The sequence below is a fragment of the Nocardioides coralli genome (genome assembly GCF_019880385.1).
Taxonomy (GTDB): Bacteria; Actinomycetota; Actinomycetes; order Propionibacteriales; family Nocardioidaceae; genus Nocardioides; species Nocardioides coralli.
In genome coordinates this window covers 857,919-874,646 of sequence record NZ_CP082273.1, presented here as the reverse complement: position 1 = coordinate 874,646, position 16,728 = coordinate 857,919, and the positions used below count along the sequence as shown (strand labels likewise).

The following is a 16,728-nucleotide window of genomic DNA, read 5'->3' as shown; positions in this document are numbered from 1 at the left end:
GTGACGCCATGACGCTCGCAGCGGAACGGCCCAACGGCGGCGTCCAGTCGGTCGACCGGGCGATCACGATACTCGAGATCCTGGCCCGCCTCGGTGAGGCCGGAGTGACCGAGGTGGCGGGTGAGCTCGGTGTCCACAAGAGCACCGCCTTCCGGCTCATCGGCACCATGGAAGCCCGCGGCCTCGTCGAGCAGGCCGACGACCGGGGCAAGTACCGCATCGGGCTGGGTTTGGTGAAGATGGCCGGCGCGTCCGCCGCCCGTACCGACCTCGTGCAGGTCGCGCGTCCGTCCTGCAAGGCCCTGGCCGCAGAGACGCACGAGACCGTCAACCTCGCCGTGCTCGCCGACGGGACCGCGCTCTACCTCGACCAGATCGCCGGTGCCGCCGCCCTCCAGCCCCACAACTGGATCGGGCAGCGGATCCCGCTGCACGCCACCAGCAACGGCAAGGTCCTCATCGCGGACCTCGAGCCGGACCTGGTCGACGAGCTGGTGCCTCGGCTGACCCGCCACGCGGAAGCCACGATCACCGACCGCGCGTCGCTCCACCGGGAGCTGGCGCGGGTCCGCGAGCAGGGGTATGCCGTCGCGGTCGACGAGCTCGAAGAGGGGTTGACGGCGCTCGCGGCCGCGATCCGCGACGCGCACGGCGACGTGGTCGCCTCGCTCAGCGTCAGCGGCACCACGTTCCGGCTCGACGAGGCCACCCGGACCGAGCTGGTCCCACCCCTGCTCCGTGCGGCCGAGGAGGTCTCGCTCGCGCTGGGGTGGGTCCCGCCACGCGAGCCGGCTGCCACGGACGGTTGACAGCCGTGGGACCGCAAACGAGAGTTGCCTTGTCTCGCATGACGCGTCGCGATGCGCATGACGCAACACCTGCACCGCTCCGGAGGTCCCCATGACAGTGCCCGCGTCCGCCAGGGCGGTCGTCATCGGCGCCGGCATCGTCGGCAACAGCCTGGTCCACCACCTCGCGCTGCTGGGCTGGCGGGAGATCGTCCAGATCGACAAGGGACCGCTGCCCAACCCCGGCGGCTCGACCGGGCACGCCTCCAACTTCATCTTCCCCGTCGACCACTCCCGGGAGATCACCGACCTCACGCTCGACTCGGTCCGCCAGTACAAGGAGCTGGGCGTCTTCACCGAGTCCGGCGGCTACGAGCTCGCCCGCACCGAGGAGCGGATGGAGGAGCTGCGGCGACGGATGTCCAGCGCGCGGGCGTGGGGCATCGAGGCCGCGCTGGTGGGGCCCGACCACGTCCGCGAGCGGGTGCCGTTCGTCGAGACCGACGACGTGATCGGCGCCTTCTGGACGCCGTCGGTGGGCGTGGTGGACTCCCTGCGCGCCGGCACGCTGATGCGGGAGAGCGCCATGGACGCGGGAGCGCTCACGGTGGCACCCAACACCGAGGTCACGGGCATCGACGTGGTGGACGGGGCCGTGACCCGGGTCCGCACCGACCGCGGCGACATCGACTGCGACACCGTGGTGGTCGCCTGTGGGGTGTGGAGCCCCCGGATCGCCGCCATGGCCGGCGCCTCGATCCCGCTGACGCCGGCCGTGCACCAGATGATCAGCGTGGGACCCATCCCCCAGCTCGCCGAGCGGGAGGGGGAGATCTCCTTCCCCATCGTCCGCGACATGGACTCGCTCTGCTACGAGCGGCAGCACGGCGCCGACATGGAGGTCGGCTCCTACGCCCACCGGCCGATCCTCCACGATCCCGACGAGATCCCGTCGCTGGACCGGGCGAAGCTCAGCCCGACCGAGATGCCGTTCACGGCCGACGACTTCGACCCCCAGCTCGAGACCGCGCTGGAGCTGATGCCGCAGGCGCTCGGGGCCGACGGTGCCGAGATCCGCTACGCCATCAACGGGCTGCTCTCGCTGACCCCCGACGGCGCCCCGGTCCTGGGTGAGTCGCCGGAGGTGCGCGGCCTGTGGTCGGCCGCCGCGGTCTGGATCAAGGAGGGTCCGGGCGTGGGACGGGCCGTCGCGGAGTGGATGACCCAGGGCTGGTCGGAGATCGACCTGCACCACAGCGACATCGCGCGGTTCCACCCCCACCAGCGCACCCGCGAGCACGTGCGCCGTCGCACGTCCGAGGGCTTCAACAAGACCTACGGCATCGTCCACCCGGGCGAGCAGTGGGCCTCCGACCGCGACAAGAGGCTCCCGCCCATGCACGCCGACCAGGTGCGACGCGGGGCGGAGTTCTTCGAGGCCGCCGGCTGGGAACGGCCCCACTGGTACGCCGAGAACGAGGCGCTGCTCGCCGAGTACGGCGACGCCGTGATGCCCCGCGAGCACGAGTGGGACAGCCGCTGGTGGAGCCCCGTCATCAACGCCGAGCACCTCGCGATGCGGGAGCGGGCGGGGATCGTCGACCTGTCGGCGTTCACGATCTTCGACGTGGTCGGGCCCCAGGCGCTCGACGCGGTGCAGCGCACCGTCGTCGCCCAGGCGGACGTCGCGCCGGGCAAGGTCGTCTACACCCCGGTGCTGGACGCCCGCGGCGGCTTCCGCGCCGACCTGACCGTGATGCGCCTGGGCGACACCCACTTCCGTGTCGTCACCGGCGGCGCCCACGGCATGGCGGACAAGGCCTGGTTCGCGGCGCACACGCGTGGCCTCGCCGCGGCCGTCACCGACCTCACGACGGCGTACACCACCATCGGCCTGTGGGGCCCGCGGGCCCGCGACGTGCTCGGGGCACTCACCGACGACGACATCAGCCACGAGGGCTTCGGGTTCGGCACCTGTCGCGACGTCGAGATCGAGAGCCTCGCCGTGCTGGCCTCCCGGATCTCCTACGTCGGCGAGCTCGGGTGGGAGCTCTACGTGCCGGCGGAGCAGGGTGCCCGGCTGTGGAACCTGCTCCACGAGGCCGGGCGCGGCCACGGAGCCGTGCCGGTCGGCATCGGGGTCTACGGCACGACCGGCCGCCTCGAGAAGGGCTACCGCGCCTTCGGCTTCGAGCTCGACGCGGAGCGGACCATCGTCGAGGCCGGGATGCAGCGTCCCCGGGTCAAGACCGCCGAGTTCACCGGCCGTGAGGCCTACCTCGCCCAGCGGGAGGAGGAGCCGCTCGCCGTGCTCTGCACCCTGGCCGTCGAGGACCACACCTCCGCCTCGGGCGTGCCGCGCTACATGCTCGGCGGGGAACCGGTCCTCGCCGCCGACGGCGGCCCGCTCACCGACGGGCACGGCCACCACCCCTACGTGACCACCGCCGGCTCCGCCCCCAGCCTGGGGCAGCACCTGCTGATGGCCTACCTGCCGCCGGGCCAGGCCACCGTCGGCAACCAGCTGGCCGTCTCCTACATGGAGGAGCTCTACCCGGTGCGGGTCGTCAGCGCCGACGCCACGCCCGCGTTCGACCCCGACAACCTGCGGATCCGGACGTGACACGCGTCCTCGTCGCCGTCAAGCGCGTGGCCGACTCCTCCGGGGAAGCGGTGCTGACCGACGACGGCCAGGGCCTCGACGGGCGGTACGCCGGCTGGACGATCGGCAACCACGACGCCTGTGCCGTGGAGCTGGGGGTCCGGGTCGCCGAGGCCACCGGCGGCACCGTGACGGTGCTGTCCGTCGGCCCGACGGAGGCGGAGGAGCAGATCCGCAGCGCCCTCGCGCTGGGCGCCACGGCGGGTGTGCTGGTCGAGGCGGACCCCCGCACCCTCGGCCCGGCGGACGTCGCCGCCGAGATCGCCGGGGTCGTCCGGGAGGCGACGGAGGGCTACGACCTCGTGCTGCTCGGCAACGACGCCGCCGACACCGGCGACTTCCAGGTCCCGGTCCGGCTCGCCTACGCGCTGGACCGGCCGGTGGTGACCGGCGCCGGGATGGTCACCGTCGACGACGGCGTGGTCGTCGCGACCGTCAACAGCCCCTACGGCGACGAGACCTACGAGGTGCCGCTCCCCGTGGTCGTCTCCGTGCTCGAGGGCGGCGTCGAGCCGCGCTACCCGAGCCTCAAGGGTCGGATGGCGGCCAAGAAGGTCGCGGTCGAGACCCGCCAGGCCGGCTCCGACCCCGCCGGCCCGGGGCGCGTGCGCTGGCACCTGCCGCCGCCTGCCCCCAGCAGCACCGAGGTGCTCGGCGAGGGTCCGGCGGCCGCGCCTGCCGTGGTCGACGCCCTGGGCCGGCTCGGGGTGCTGCCGTGATCCTGGTCCTGTGCGAGGTCGCTCCGGGCTCCAGCGAGCCCGACGAGGTCAGCCTCGAGGCGTTGGCGTTCGCCCGCGCGTTGTCCGAGGCCGGCGGCGGCGTCGCCGTCCGGGCCGTCGTGGTCGGACCCGTGCCCGACGGTGACCACCTGGCCGCGGTGCTCGGCGACCACGGGGCCGGGGAGGTCCGGCACGCCGACGGCGAGGGGCTGGCGGCGTACGGCGGCGCCGCGTGGGCCGCGGCCGTCCAGGCGGTGCGGGAGGAGACCGGGTCGGTCGCCGTCCTGGCCGGAGGCACGCCGCGCGGCATGGAGGTGATGGCCCACCTCGCGGCTCGCCTGCAGGTCCCGATGGCGGCGAACGTGGTCTCCTTCGACGGCCTCTCCCCTCTCACCGTGCGCCGCCAGGTGGCCGGCGGTGCCGCACTCGAGGAGATGCGGCTCCCGGAGCGGCCGGCGGTGCTCACGGTGGCCGGCCACGCGTGGTCGGCCCACGGCGTGGGTGGGCCGGCGGCGACCTGGGTGGCGTGCCACCCGGAGGTGCCTGCCGCGGACCGGCGCGCCACGGTCGTGCGCACCGCCGAGCCGGAGCCCGACGAGTCGGGGTCGCTGCGCTCGGCCTCGGTGGTCGTGGGCGCGGGTCGGGGCGCCGGCGGACCGGGCGGCTTCGGCCCGGTCACCGAGCTCGCCGAGCTGCTCGGCGGCGTCGTGGGCGTGACCCGCGTGGTCACCAGCCTGGGGTGGCGCCCCCACCACGAGCAGATCGGTCAGACCGGGAGCCGGATCGCGCCCGACCTCTACATCGCCTGCGGCATCAGCGGCGCGATCCAGCACTGGGCCGGTTGCGCGTCCTCCAAGGCGATCCTGGCGGTCAACACCGATCCCGAGGCCCCGATGATGACCCGGGCGACCTATGCCGTCGTCGGCGACATGCACGAGGTGGTCCCGGCGATCGTCGAGGAGATCCGCAACCGCGCCTGAGGCACGGCGCGGCCCTCGCCGCACCACGATGAGGGGCCCCGGTCGCCGACCGATGTCACACTCCCCGCGCGTGGTCGCCTTCCGGGTGGACGGTAAGTTGCGGGTGTGGCAACTCCGACCCTGGTCAAGGGAGCGCGCTCGACCCGCTCGACCATCGCGCTGAAGCTGCTGATGGCCGTCAGCGGCCTCATCTTCATCGGCTTCGTGCTGCTCCACATGTACGGCAACCTCAAGGCCTTCGCCGGTCATGACGCCTTCAACGAGTACGCCGAGCACCTGCGCGAGCTGGGTGAGCCGATGCTCCCCCACGCCGGGGCGCTCTGGATCATCCGCGTGGTGCTGCTGCTCTCGCTGGTGGCCCACGTCTACGCGGCGTTCACGCTCTGGTCACGGGCCAGGCAGGCGCGAACCACGCCGTACGTGATGAAGAAGCGGACCGGCGCCACGTTCGCGAGCCTGATGATGCGCTGGGGTGGGGTCACGCTGCTGCTCTTCATCGTCTGGCACCTGCTCAACTTCACCGTCGGCAAGGTCAACGTCACCGGCGGACCGACCGACGACCCCTACAACCTGCTGGTTGACAGCTTCACCACCTGGTGGCTCACGCTGATCTACCTGGCGGCGATGCTCATGCTCGGCGCCCACCTCCACCACGGCATCTGGAGTGCCGCGCAGACCCTCGGACTCACCGGCACGGCCAACGCGCGTCAGCGCGCGCGGGTGGTGGCGTTCGTGACGGCCCTGGTCATCACGATCGGGTTCTCCCTCGTCCCGCTCGCCGTGATGTTCGGCGTCATCACGAAGTAACGGAGCAGCCATGAGCAACAACGACTTCCGCGACATGCCCGACACCACCTCGGCCGCCGACGCGTCCCGCAACGCCGAGCTCGACGGCGAGTACGACGACGCCGCGGGCTACTACACCCCCGGTGAGCCGATCCGTGACACGAAGGCACCGGACGGACCGGTCGACCAGCGCTGGAGCACCCGCAAGTTCGAGGCGCGCCTGGTCAACCCCGCCAACCGGCGCAAGCTGTCGGTGATCATCGTCGGCACGGGCCTGGCCGGCGCCTCGGCCGCAGCCACGCTGGGCGAGGCCGGCTACCGGGTGAAGTCGTTCTGCTACCAGGACTCCCCGCGCCGGGCGCACTCGATCGCCGCCCAGGGTGGCATCAACGCGGCCAAGAACTACAAGGAGGACGGCGACTCCACCCACCGTCTCTTCTACGACACGGTCAAGGGCGGCGACTACCGCTCGCGCGAGTCCAACGTCTACCGGCTGGCCGAGGTCAGCGTGAACATCATCGACCAGTGCGTCGCGCAGGGCGTGCCGTTCGCCCGCGAGTACGGCGGCCTGCTCGACAACCGGTCCTTCGGCGGCGTCCAGGTCTCCCGGACCTTCTACGCCCGCGGCCAGACCGGCCAGCAGCTGCTGATCGGCGCCTACCAGGCGCTCGAGCGGCAGGTCGCAGCCGGCACCGTGGAGACCTTCACCCGCCACGAGATGCTCGAGCTGATCGTGGTCGACGGCAAGGCCCGCGGCATCGTCGCCCGCGACATGGTCACCGGCGCCATCGAGACCCACACCGCCGACGTGGTCGTGCTGGCCTCGGGTGGCTACGGCAACGTCTTCTACCTGTCGACCAACGCGATGGGCTGCAACGTCACGGCGAGCTGGCGGGCCTACCGCAAGGGCGCCTACATGGGGAACCCCTGCTACACGCAGATCCACCCCACCTGCATCCCGGTCTCGGGGGCCCACCAGTCCAAGCTCACGCTGATGAGCGAGTCGCTGCGCAACGACGGCCGGATCTGGGTCCCCAAGAACAAGGCCGACTGCGACAAGGACCCGCGGGACATCCCGGAGGAGGACCGCGACTACTACCTGGAGCGGATCTACCCCTCCTTCGGCAACCTGGTCCCCCGCGACATCGCCTCCCGCGCGGCGAAGAACGTCTGCGACGAGGGTCGCGGGGTCGGGCCGGAGGTCGACGGCGTACGCCGTGGCGTCTACCTCGACTTCTCCGCCGCGATCGAGCGGATGGGCCGCGACGGCATCCAGGAGAAGTACGACAACCTCTTCGACATGTACGAGCGGATCACCGGCGAGAACCCCTACGAGGTCCCGATGCGGATCTACCCGGCGGTCCACTACGTCATGGGTGGCCTGTGGGTCGACTACGACCTGCAGTCCACGATCCCCGGGCTCTTCGTCACCGGCGAGGCCAACTTCTCCGACCACGGCGCCAACCGGCTCGGTGCGTCGGCGCTGATGCAGGGGCTGGCCGACGGCTACTTCGTGCTCCCCCACACCATCCGCGACTACCTCGCCGACGGTCCCTTCGAGCACGTGGGCGACGACCACCCGGCCGTCGTCGAGGCCCGCGAGTCCGTGCAGTCGCGCATCGACCACTTCCTGGGCAACAACGGCACCCGCAGCGTCGACTCCTACCACCGCGAGCTCGGCAACATCATGTGGGAGTTCTGCGGGATGGAGCGGACCGAGGACGGCCTGAAGAAGGCGATCGACCTGATCCGGACGCTCAAGGACGACTTCTGGCGCAACGTGAAGGTGCTGGGCGAGGCCGAGACCATCAACCAGAGCCTCGAGAAGGCCGGCCGGGTGGCCGACTTCATGGAGCTCGGCGAGCTGATGTGCATCGACGCCCTCAACCGGCGCGAGTCCTGCGGCGGCCACTTCCGCGGCGAGTCGCAGACCGAGGACGGCGAGGCGCTGCGCCACGACGACCAGTACGCCTACGTGGCCGCCTGGGAGTTCACCGGTGACGACCAGCCGCCGGTGCTCCACAAGGAGGACCTCGTCTACACGGCCATCGAGATGAAGCAGAGGTCCTACAAGTGAAGCTGACCCTGAAGATCTGGCGCCAGGCCGGCCCCGACGCCGAGGGTGCCATGCACACCTACGACCTCGACGACGTGTCGGAGGACATGTCGTTCCTCGAGATGCTCGACGTGCTCAACGAGAAGCTGATCGAGCGCGACGAGGAGCCCATCGCCTTCGACTCCGACTGCCGCGAGGGCATCTGTGGCATGTGCGGTCTGATGATCAACGGCGATGCGCACGGCCCCGAGGTGACGACCACCTGCCAGCTCCACATGCGCTCCTTCAGCGACGGGGAGACGATCACGATCGAGCCCTGGCGGGCCGACGCGTTCCCGGTGCTCAAGGACCTGTGCGTCGACCGCTCGGCCTTCGACCGGCTGATCGCGTCCGGCGGCTACATCTCGGTCAACACCGGTTCGGCCCCCGAGGCGCACTCGGTCCTGGTGCCGCGTGACGACGCGTTGCGGGCCTTCAACGTGGCCACCTGCATCGGCTGCGGCGCCTGCGTAGCAGCCTGCCCGAACGGCTCGGCCTCGCTCTTCATGGGAGCCAAGATCACCCACCTCGGTGAGCTGCCCCAGGGTCAGCCCGAGCGCGACAACCGGGTGGTCAACATGGTCGCCCAGCACGACCACGAGGGCTTCGGTGGCTGCACCAACATCGGGCAGTGCACCGCCGCGTGCCCGAAGGAGATCCCGCTCGACGTGATCTCGCAGCTCAACAAGGACCTGCGCACCGCCATGCGCCACGGCCACTGAGCCCGGCCGCCACCACTGGGCTAACGACCAGCCCCGGCTCGCCCGGAGGCCCGCCACGCCTTCCAGCCGAGGGTGCCCAGCACGGCGGCGATGGCGAGGTTGACGACGATCAGCACGGAGTGGGCGACCCAGTAGCCCGTGGCCCGCTCCTCCCCCGCGGCGTACGCCGCGGAGAGGTTGCGGGCGAACATGCCGAAGGTGACCGCGTTCCAGACGGCGACGCCCAGCAGCAGGACGGCGTGACGACGCTCGAACCTCACGACCCGCCCCCGTTGCGACGCCGCAGCCAGGCGACCAGCCCCAGCATGGAGGCACCCCCTGCGGCGAAGGCCTTGCCGGGACCCACCCGCGGCCCGCCGCCGGACGGGACCTCACGCAGCTGCACCTCCGCGAGCTCCTTGTGCTCCATCTCGCGACGATCCGCCTCGAGCTCGGCCCGCTCGCGCCGCGCCCGGGCCGCTGGCGCCACGTGCGCCCACGAGGCCGCGAAGACGACCACCCTCGAGAAGTAGTTGATCCACACCACCAGCACCAGGGCCGACCCGAAGACCGCGAACGCGGGCTGCCCCTTGGTCGAGGAGATGAGGAAGGTGGAGAGCTGCTTGAGGACCTCGAACCCGACCGCGCCGAACGCCGCTCCCTTCCAGAGCGACTTCGCCGGGATCGGCGGACCCGCGAGCAGGCGGAACAGCGCGAAGAACAGCACCGTGTTGGCCCCGAGGCCGATGACCACACCGACGAGGACCACCAGCCAGCCGAGCTCGGCGTCGAGGCCCAGCACGTCGAGCAGCCAGCCGGAGACTGCCCGGGCCAGCCCCGCCACCGCGACGGTCAGCATCAGGGTCGTCCCGATGAGGACGAGGCTGGCCAGGTCGCGCAGCTTGCCGACCACGAAGTTCGGCTGCTCCCGGTCGGCCGTCTCGAAGGTGACCACGAGCGCCTGCCGCATCGCCGAGAGCCAGCCCAGCCCGGTGTAGAGGACACCGGCGAGACCGATCAGCCCCACCGCGCCCGCGGCGTCCTGCACGTTCTGCAGCGAGATCTCGCCGGGCTCGGGGGTGCCGTCGGTGCTCAGCAGCCCCGGCAGGACCTCGTCGAAGACCTGGATCAGCTGGTCGTTGGCCTGCGGGTAGACCCGGGAGACGTAGCCGATCGCGAAGAAGGCCAGCGCCATGATCGGGAAGACCGAGAGGAAGCCGAAGAACGTGATCGCCCCGGCCTGCAGGGTGCCCTTGATGTCCCCGTAGTGCTCAACGGTGCGGACGGCGTGGTCGATGACGGGTTGCCGGCGCCGCAGCTCCTCGACGCGCTCCTTGACCGATGGCACGTCAGTCGTCACCACCCAGCGGGTAGGCGCGGCTGGGGCGCCAGCCGGCCTGCTCCTCGTGGCGGTAGAGGTGGAACCGGTCGGCGTCGAAGACGCACTCGAAAGCCGCGAGCTCACGGAAGGCGCGGTCGAGCGCGTCCTCGGTCAGGTGGTGGGCGACCGTGACGTGCGGGTGGTAGGGGAACCCGAGGGGAACGTCGAGCGGGCCGGTGCGGATGCGGGCGGCGAGCTGCTCGCACTCGGAGATGCCCTGCGCCACCGTCACGAACACGACCGGCGACACCGGCCGGAAGGTGCCCGTCCCGCGCAGGTGGACGCGGAAGGCCGCCACGTCACCCGCCACCTTGGCCAGGTGGTCCTCGACGGCGCTCAGCTCGTCCTCGGGCACCTCGGTGGGCGGGATCAGGGTGATGTGGGTGGGGATCTTGGTGGCGGTCTCGTCACCCAGGGACGCCCGGTAGCCCTGCAGCTCGGCGGCCCAGGGCTCCGGGATGGCGAGTGCTACTCCGATCGTCGGCACGGGTTCGACCCTAGCGGGAGGGCGCGACGAAGCCGACGCGCTGATAGACGTCGCGCAGGGTGGCCCGCGCCACCTCGCCGGCCTGCTCGCGGCCACGTCGCAGCACGTCGAGGAGGTGGTCCTGGTCGTCGAGCAGCTCCAGCGTGCGGTCCCGGAAGGGGGTCACCACCTCGACCACCACGTCCGCGAGGTCACCCTTGAGCGTGCCGTAGCCCTGGCCGGCGTACTCCTCCTCGAGGTCGGAGATCGGGCGCCCCGTCAGCGCCGAGTAGATCGTCAACAGGTTGCTGACACCCGGCTTGCCCTCGGGGTCGAAGCGGATCTCGCTCCCCGAGTCGGTGACCGCCGACCGGATCTTCTTCGCGCTCACGGTCGGGTCGTCGAGCATCTCCACCAGGCCCGCCGGGGAGGACGCCGACTTCGACATCTTCGCCGTGGGTTCCTGCAGGTCACCGATCTTCGCGGTGGACTTCAGGATGTAGGGCTCCGGGAGTCGGAACGCCTTCTTGAACCGGTGGTTGAAGCGCTGCGCCAGGTCGCGCGTCAGCTCGAGGTGCTGGCGCTGGTCCTCGCCCACCGGCACGAAGTGGGGCCGGTAGAGCAGGATGTCAGCGGCCTGCAGCACGGGGTACGTGAACAGTCCCACCGACGCCGCGCCCTCGCCACCCTTGGCGGACTTGTCCTTGAACTGCGTCATCCGGCGGGCCTCGCCGAAGCCGGTCAGGCACTGCAGCACCCACGCGAGCTGGGAGTGCTCGGGGATCTGGCTCTGCACGAAGACCGCCGAGCGCGCGGGGTCGACCCCCATCGCCAGCAGCTGCGCGGCCGCACGGAGGGTCCGCTCGCGCAGCACCTTGGGGTCGTGCTCGACCGTGATCGCGTGCTGGTCGGCGATGAAGAAGAAGGGCTGGTAGTCGCGCTGCAGGTCGACCCACTGGCGCAGCGCCCCCAGGTAGTTGCCGAAGTGGAAGGAGTCGGCCGTGGGCTGGATGCCCGAGAGGACCCGGGGTCGGGCGCCGCCCGACGCGGTGCCGGGCGCGGCCGTCTCGGGCTCGGTGGTCACGGGAGACATGGGGGCGATTCTGTCAGGGGTGGTACGCCGCCACCCGGACGGGTGACGCGAGCCGGTGGCCTCAGTCGGCGGAGGTCAGGGTGAAGCAGAAGCGCGCCCCGCCGTCGGGGCCTTCCTCCACCCAGATGGTCCCGCCGTGGCGACCGACGATGCGCTCGCAGATCGCCAGCCCCACGCCGCTGCCGGCCACGTCGGCTGTGCGGCTGCCTCGCTGGAAGATCGCGAAGACCTGGTGCCGCTCCTCCGCCGGGATGCCCGGGCCGTTGTCGCTGACCCGGACCTGCACCTTCCCCCCTGCCGCGGGCAGCGCGTCCACGCACACGACGGGGTCCCGGTCCGCGGGGCAGTACTTGACCGCGTTGCCGACCAGGTTGTGGAGCAGCTGGCGCAGCTGCACCAGGTCGCCGGCCACCGTGCCCAGCTCCCCCACCTCGATGGTGGTGGGCCTGCCTGCGGTCTCCTGGACCTCACGGGCGACCTGCTCGGCGAGCGGCGCGAGCGGGGTGGGGACCAGGGTCTGCGAGTCGAGCCCCGACCGGGAGTAGGTGAGCAGGTCGTCGATGAGCTCCGTCCCGCGTCCCACGAGCCGCTCGATCCGCCGCGCCAGGTCGAGGGCGTGGGGGTCCTCCGAGACCTCGGCCCGGTCCCCGAGAAGCTCGGCGTACCCGCGGATGGTGGTCAGCGGCGCTCGCAGGTCGTGGGCGGCGATGGCCGCGAACCGCTCGAGGTCGGCGTTGGCCACCTGCAGCCGCTGCACGGCCTGCTCCCGGTCGGCCTCGGCGCGCCGGATCCGCTCCAAGGTCGACTCGGCGTCCACGAGCCGGTCGCCGGTGCGCTCCAGGATGGCGGCCTGCCGCCACACCAGCACGCCACCACCGACGCAGACCGCGCCGAGCGTGGCCGCCATCGCGAACCGGGGCCCGAACCAGCCCCGCTCCACCCCGATCTGCGAGGCCAGGCCGACCAGCGTCGGCACGACGACCATGAGCGGCAGCACCCGGCGTACGACTGCGCCGCCAGGCCCCTCGCTGACCGCGAGCGGCATGAAGCCGCGGTCCGGCCTGAGGTGCAGGATCCCGAAGCCGGCGAGCAGCACCGCCACCGACGTGTGCACCGCCATGCTGGTGAAGTCGGTGATCCGGTAGACCTCGTCGACACCGAACGCGTAGACGAGCGTCGCCAGCAGCCCCGCCACCATGCCGGCGAGCGCGAACCACTGGGCGAGGCCCACCCGGTCGACCAGCATCGCCAGGAAGGCGGAAGCGAGCAGGATCAGGCACACCGCCGTGGCCATGGGTGGCCGGCCGGGCGCGTCGGCGGTGGTGTCTCCACGGTCGAGCCCGAAGGCGGTCTCGTAGCCCCAGGACGTCCCGCTGAGCTCCTGCAGCAGGCTCGCGAAACCGGTACCGACCACCACCAGCGCCAGGGCGAACCCGAGCACCCGCCACCACCGGTCCGGGACCGCCGACGACCGACCCGCGGTCCGCGCCAGCAGCAGCAGCATGCCGATGGCCACGAGACACAGGGCGGTGATGGGCCGCATGGCGACCAGTCCCGGCACGACGGTCGTCAGCACCATGACGTCGGCGACCCAGCCGACCAGCACCGCGACTCCCAGCGCCACCACGACGGCACCGCACGCGGTCGGCACCGTCGGTCTGCCGCTCAGGGGGTGCGCGGGGCGTGCACCGAAGGCCGCCACGCGCAGGGGGGACGCGGTCATGGCCTCATTCTGCCAGCGGCGGACGCTGCAGCGGCCGAGGGCGGGGATCAGCCGTGCCGGTGGCGCAGTGCCGCCGACCAGGCCAGGACGAGCAGGCCCACCACGGCCAGTCCCGCGCCCACGACGGCCGGGGCACGGTAGCCCCACCCGGCAGCGATGACGGCGCCGCCGAGCCAGGCGCCGAGGGCGTTGGCGACGTTGAGGGCGGCGTGGTTCATCGCGGCACCCATGGTCTGTGCCTCCTGGGCGACCGCCATCAGGCGGAGCTGGAGCGCCACCACGAGCACCGAGCCCATCACGGTGATGCCGAACACCACCGGCAGCGTCCCCCAGCCGGTGGGCGCCAGCAGGCTGAAGACCAGCAGCAGCACCCCCTGGCCGGCGCCCCCGATGAACATCGATCGCATGACCGACCAGTCCGCCATCCGCCCGGCGAGCCAGGTCCCGGCGACCATGCCCAACCCGAAGGCGAGCAGGAACACCGGAGCGACGGACTCCGGCAGGCCACCCACCTCGGTGATGGTGGGCACGATGTAGGTGTAGACCGCGAACATGCCGCCGAACCCGACGGCACCCGCCACCAGGGTCAGGAGCACCTGCGGGCGCCGCAGCGCCACCAGCTCGCGCCGCCACGTGGCCTCCCGGTCACCGGCCGTGCTGGGCACGAACGCGAGGACCAGCGCGATGGTGAGCAGGGCGAGCAGCGTGACCAGCCAGTACGCCGAGCGCCACCCGAGGTTCTGGCCGAGCCAGGTCGCTGCCGGGACACCGACCACGTTGGCCACCGAGAGCCCCAGCATGACCGAGGCGACGGCCCGCCCCTTGCGATCGGCCGTGACCAACCCCGCGGCCACCAGCGACGCGACGCCGAAGTAGGCACCGTGGGGGAGGCCGGCGGCGAACCGGGCGAGCAGCAGGGCGTCGTAGGACGTGGCCAGGGCGGACGCGGCGTTGCCGAGGGCGAAGGCCGTCATCAGCCCCACCAGCAGCACCCGGCGCGGCAGCCGTGCCGCGAGGAAGGCGATCGTGGGAGCGCCGACGACGACGCCGAGGGCGTACGCCGAGATGGCATGACCCGCGGCGGGGATCGAGACCTCGACGCCTCGCGCCAGCTGGGGCAGCAGGCCCATCGACACGAACTCGGTCGTGCCGATGGCGAACCCGCCCATCGCGAGCGCCGTCAGGGCGATCGTGGTGTGGCGGGCGCGCGCCGGGGCCGGCGCCTGCTGGTCGAGGAGGGTCACGGCGGACTGCAACCCCGGGCGGGCCCGCCGCATTCCGCGCCGCCCCGCGGCCCTGGTGTCAGCTGCGTCTCACGACGAGCGGGCTGCCCTCCGGCAGGTCGACGGCCACGGTGCCGTCGACGCTGACGCGGACGTCGAACGTGGCGGTGCCCAGACGCAGGCCGTGGAGCTCGAAGGCGCCCAGGGCGGTGCTGCCGCGGACGGGCACGGTCACGGTCGCGGACCCGGCGTCCACACGGATGCCTGCGGCCGCGACGAGCGCCGCCAGCGGAGCCGCCGCGGACCACGCCTGGGGGCGGCAGGCCGCGGGGTAGGCGGCGGGGTGGTCGACGTCAGCGGAGGAGTCGCCGCCGTAGAGCTCGGGCAGTCGGTAGTCGACGGACTCGGCGGCCACGAAGAGTCCCCTCGCCAGCAGGCCGGCCACGTCGTGGCGGCCCTCGGCTGCGAGACCGCGCACCGCGATGGCGGTGTCGTGGGGCCAGACCGTGCCACCGTGGTAGGAGAGCCGCGAGAAGCGCGGCGAGGCGGCCGACAGCGTGCGCAGCCCGAACCCCGAGTGGAGCCGGGGATCGGTCAGCAGGGTGGCGACGCGTTCGGCGCCCTGCGAGGTCAGCAGGCCGGTCCCGAGCAGGTGACCGATGTTGGAGGTCAGCGAGTCGACCGGACGCCGCTCGCGGTCGAGGGCGATGGCCGGGTGCGCGCCGTCGGTGCCGGTGACCGTGAAGTCCGCGGCGAACCTCTGCACCCGGGCCTCGGCCCACTCCGCCAGCCCGGGCACCGCCGGCTCACCGAAGGCCTCGAGGAGCGCCGCACCGCGGACGGCGGCCTCGTAGGCGTAGGCCTGCACCTCGCTGAGCGCGATGGGCGGGTCCGCCAGCCGACCATCGGCGAACTGCACCGAGTCGTGGCTGTCCTTCCAGCCCTGGTTGGCCAGACCCGTCCCGGTGTGGTCGATGTAGCGGAGCCAGCCGTCGGCGGGATCGGCGTTGGCGACGATCCACTCGAGACAGCCGCGCGCAGCCGGGAGCAGGTCCTGGACCTGGTCGTGATCGGCTCCCCAGGCGTGGGCGTCGGCCAGAGTGCACACGAACAACGGCGTCGCGTCGACCGTCCCGTAGTAGAGCGGTGGGAGGTGCTGGTCCCCGAGGTCGAGGGGTGCGGCCCTCACTTCATGGAGGATCTTGCCCGGCTGCTCCTCCACAGCAGGGTCGTCGCCCGATCCCTGGCGCCGGGCGAGCACCCGCAGCGTCGACAGCGCCAGGTCGGTCCCGAAGGGCACGAGGAGCCTCGCCGACCACAGGGAGTCACGCCCGAAGAGCGTGAGGAACCAGGGACTGCCCGCGGCCAGGAACCGGTCCTCCCCGTCACGCAGCAGCAACCCGGCGAGGTCGTCGAGGCTCTGCCGGGCAGTGCGAGCGACGCGCAGGTCGTCCGCCGTCACCGACACCGACCACGGCTCCGGCCGTCCCGCCCCGAACAGCGCCGGCACGGTCGACGTCGATCGGACCACCAGCCGCTGCCGCTCGCCCTGGGCGAGCCGCAGCCGCCACACCAGCAACCCTCCGGCGGCATCGATCTCCGGGACGGGATCGGCCACCACCTCGACGTCCCCGACGGGAGCGGACCAGCGCACGCCCGCCTGCGTGGTCTCGGGCTCGACGGCCGGGACGCCGTGCCCCTGCTTCACCGAGGCCATGGCGGCGAGGTCGGACCCCACCCGCAGCCGGAGCGTCAGCTCCACGGGCTGCTGCGCGACGGACTCCACGATGATCTCGTCGACGACGGAGTCGGCCCCGAGCGTCCGGGACCGGTCCAGCCGCACCGTCGGATCGGGGATCGGGTCCCCCACCGACCGCGCGACGTAGCTGAACCCGTGGCGGTCCGCGCTGCGTACGTCGGCGCGCACCAGGTCGAGGGCGGAGCCGACCACGTCCAACTCGTAGCGGCTCAGCAGCCGCACATCGCCGCGGTACCAGCCGCTCACCCCGCCCGGTCGCACCTGTCCGTCACGGTCACCGAGCAGCACCGCTGGGGCGGCGACGCTCGAGGCCAGGTCGTGCAGCAGGGGCTGCAACGTGGGGCTTGTCGGG

The 16,728-nt window shown here is 72.2% G+C and carries 14 protein-coding genes; 7 read left to right on the top strand and 7 right to left on the bottom strand.

Annotated features, from left to right (window positions below; all coding sequences use genetic code 11):
* Window positions 1-8: 8 nt before the first annotated feature.
* The 7 genes from K6T13_RS04270 (at window position 9) to K6T13_RS04240 (ending at window position 8,752) form a co-directional block, all read left to right on the top strand.
* Window positions 9-809 (top strand): IclR family transcriptional regulator, encoded by an 801-nt coding sequence (locus K6T13_RS04270; protein ID WP_222897295.1) that lies wholly within the window; start codon window positions 9-11, stop codon window positions 807-809.
* Window positions 810-900: 91 nt separating this feature from the next.
* Entirely contained in the window at window positions 901-3,411 is a 2,511-nt protein-coding gene (locus K6T13_RS04265; protein WP_222897294.1) for a GcvT family protein, read from the top strand.
* Window positions 3,408-4,169, top strand: coding sequence for an electron transfer flavoprotein subunit beta/FixA family protein (locus K6T13_RS04260; RefSeq protein WP_222897293.1), 762 nt, complete (start codon window positions 3,408-3,410; stop codon window positions 4,167-4,169). The genes K6T13_RS04265 and K6T13_RS04260 overlap by 4 nt, the downstream gene beginning before the upstream one ends.
* A complete protein-coding gene (locus tag K6T13_RS04255; protein WP_222897292.1) occupies window positions 4,166-5,149 on the top strand; it encodes an electron transfer flavoprotein subunit alpha/FixB family protein in 984 nt (327 codons plus the stop codon). The genes K6T13_RS04260 and K6T13_RS04255 overlap by 4 nt, the downstream gene beginning before the upstream one ends.
* Window positions 5,150-5,254: 105 nt before the next feature.
* Entirely contained in the window at window positions 5,255-5,956 is a 702-nt protein-coding gene (locus K6T13_RS04250) for a succinate dehydrogenase cytochrome b subunit (protein WP_222897291.1), read from the top strand.
* Between the two features lie 34 nt (window positions 5,957-5,990).
* Window positions 5,991-8,012, top strand: coding sequence for a fumarate reductase/succinate dehydrogenase flavoprotein subunit (locus K6T13_RS04245; RefSeq protein ID WP_222898137.1), 2,022 nt, complete (start codon window positions 5,991-5,993; stop codon window positions 8,010-8,012).
* Complete coding sequence (locus K6T13_RS04240) at window positions 8,009-8,752, top strand: succinate dehydrogenase/fumarate reductase iron-sulfur subunit (protein WP_222897290.1); 744 nt, start codon at window positions 8,009-8,011, stop codon at window positions 8,750-8,752. The genes K6T13_RS04245 and K6T13_RS04240 overlap by 4 nt, the downstream gene beginning before the upstream one ends.
* Before the next feature lie 20 nt (window positions 8,753-8,772).
* Here the strand turns inward: K6T13_RS04240 and K6T13_RS04235 are convergent, their stop codons facing one another.
* From K6T13_RS04235 to K6T13_RS04205, 7 genes are all read right to left on the bottom strand, one after another.
* Window positions 8,773-9,012, bottom strand: coding sequence for an SCO4848 family membrane protein (locus K6T13_RS04235; RefSeq protein WP_222897289.1), 240 nt, complete (start codon window positions 9,010-9,012; stop codon window positions 8,773-8,775).
* On the bottom strand, window positions 9,009-10,091 hold the full coding sequence (locus K6T13_RS04230; RefSeq protein WP_222897288.1) for a YihY/virulence factor BrkB family protein: 1,083 nt from the start codon (window positions 10,089-10,091) through the stop codon (window positions 9,009-9,011). The genes K6T13_RS04235 and K6T13_RS04230 overlap by 4 nt, the downstream gene beginning before the upstream one ends.
* Window positions 10,081-10,599 carry a 2'-5' RNA ligase family protein gene (locus tag K6T13_RS04225; protein ID WP_222897287.1) on the bottom strand — a complete coding sequence of 173 codons (519 nt, stop codon included), beginning with the start codon at window positions 10,597-10,599 and terminating at the stop codon, window positions 10,081-10,083. Before K6T13_RS04225 ends, K6T13_RS04230 begins: the two co-directional genes overlap by 11 nt.
* Before the next feature lie 10 nt (window positions 10,600-10,609).
* Entirely contained in the window at window positions 10,610-11,671 is a 1,062-nt protein-coding gene (gene trpS, locus K6T13_RS04220) for a tryptophan--tRNA ligase (RefSeq protein ID WP_222897286.1), read from the bottom strand.
* Between the two features lie 61 nt (window positions 11,672-11,732).
* Window positions 11,733-13,394 carry a sensor histidine kinase gene (locus K6T13_RS04215; RefSeq protein WP_222897285.1) on the bottom strand — a complete coding sequence of 554 codons (1,662 nt, stop codon included), beginning with the start codon at window positions 13,392-13,394 and terminating at the stop codon, window positions 11,733-11,735.
* 47 nt (window positions 13,395-13,441) lie between these two features.
* A complete protein-coding gene (locus K6T13_RS04210; protein ID WP_249423926.1) occupies window positions 13,442-14,638 on the bottom strand; it encodes an MFS transporter in 1,197 nt (398 codons plus the stop codon).
* 58 nt (window positions 14,639-14,696) lie between these two features.
* Window positions 14,697-16,712 carry a glycogen debranching N-terminal domain-containing protein gene (locus K6T13_RS04205; RefSeq protein ID WP_222897283.1) on the bottom strand — a complete coding sequence of 672 codons (2,016 nt, stop codon included), beginning with the start codon at window positions 16,710-16,712 and terminating at the stop codon, window positions 14,697-14,699.
* Window positions 16,713-16,728 lie beyond the last annotated feature (16 nt).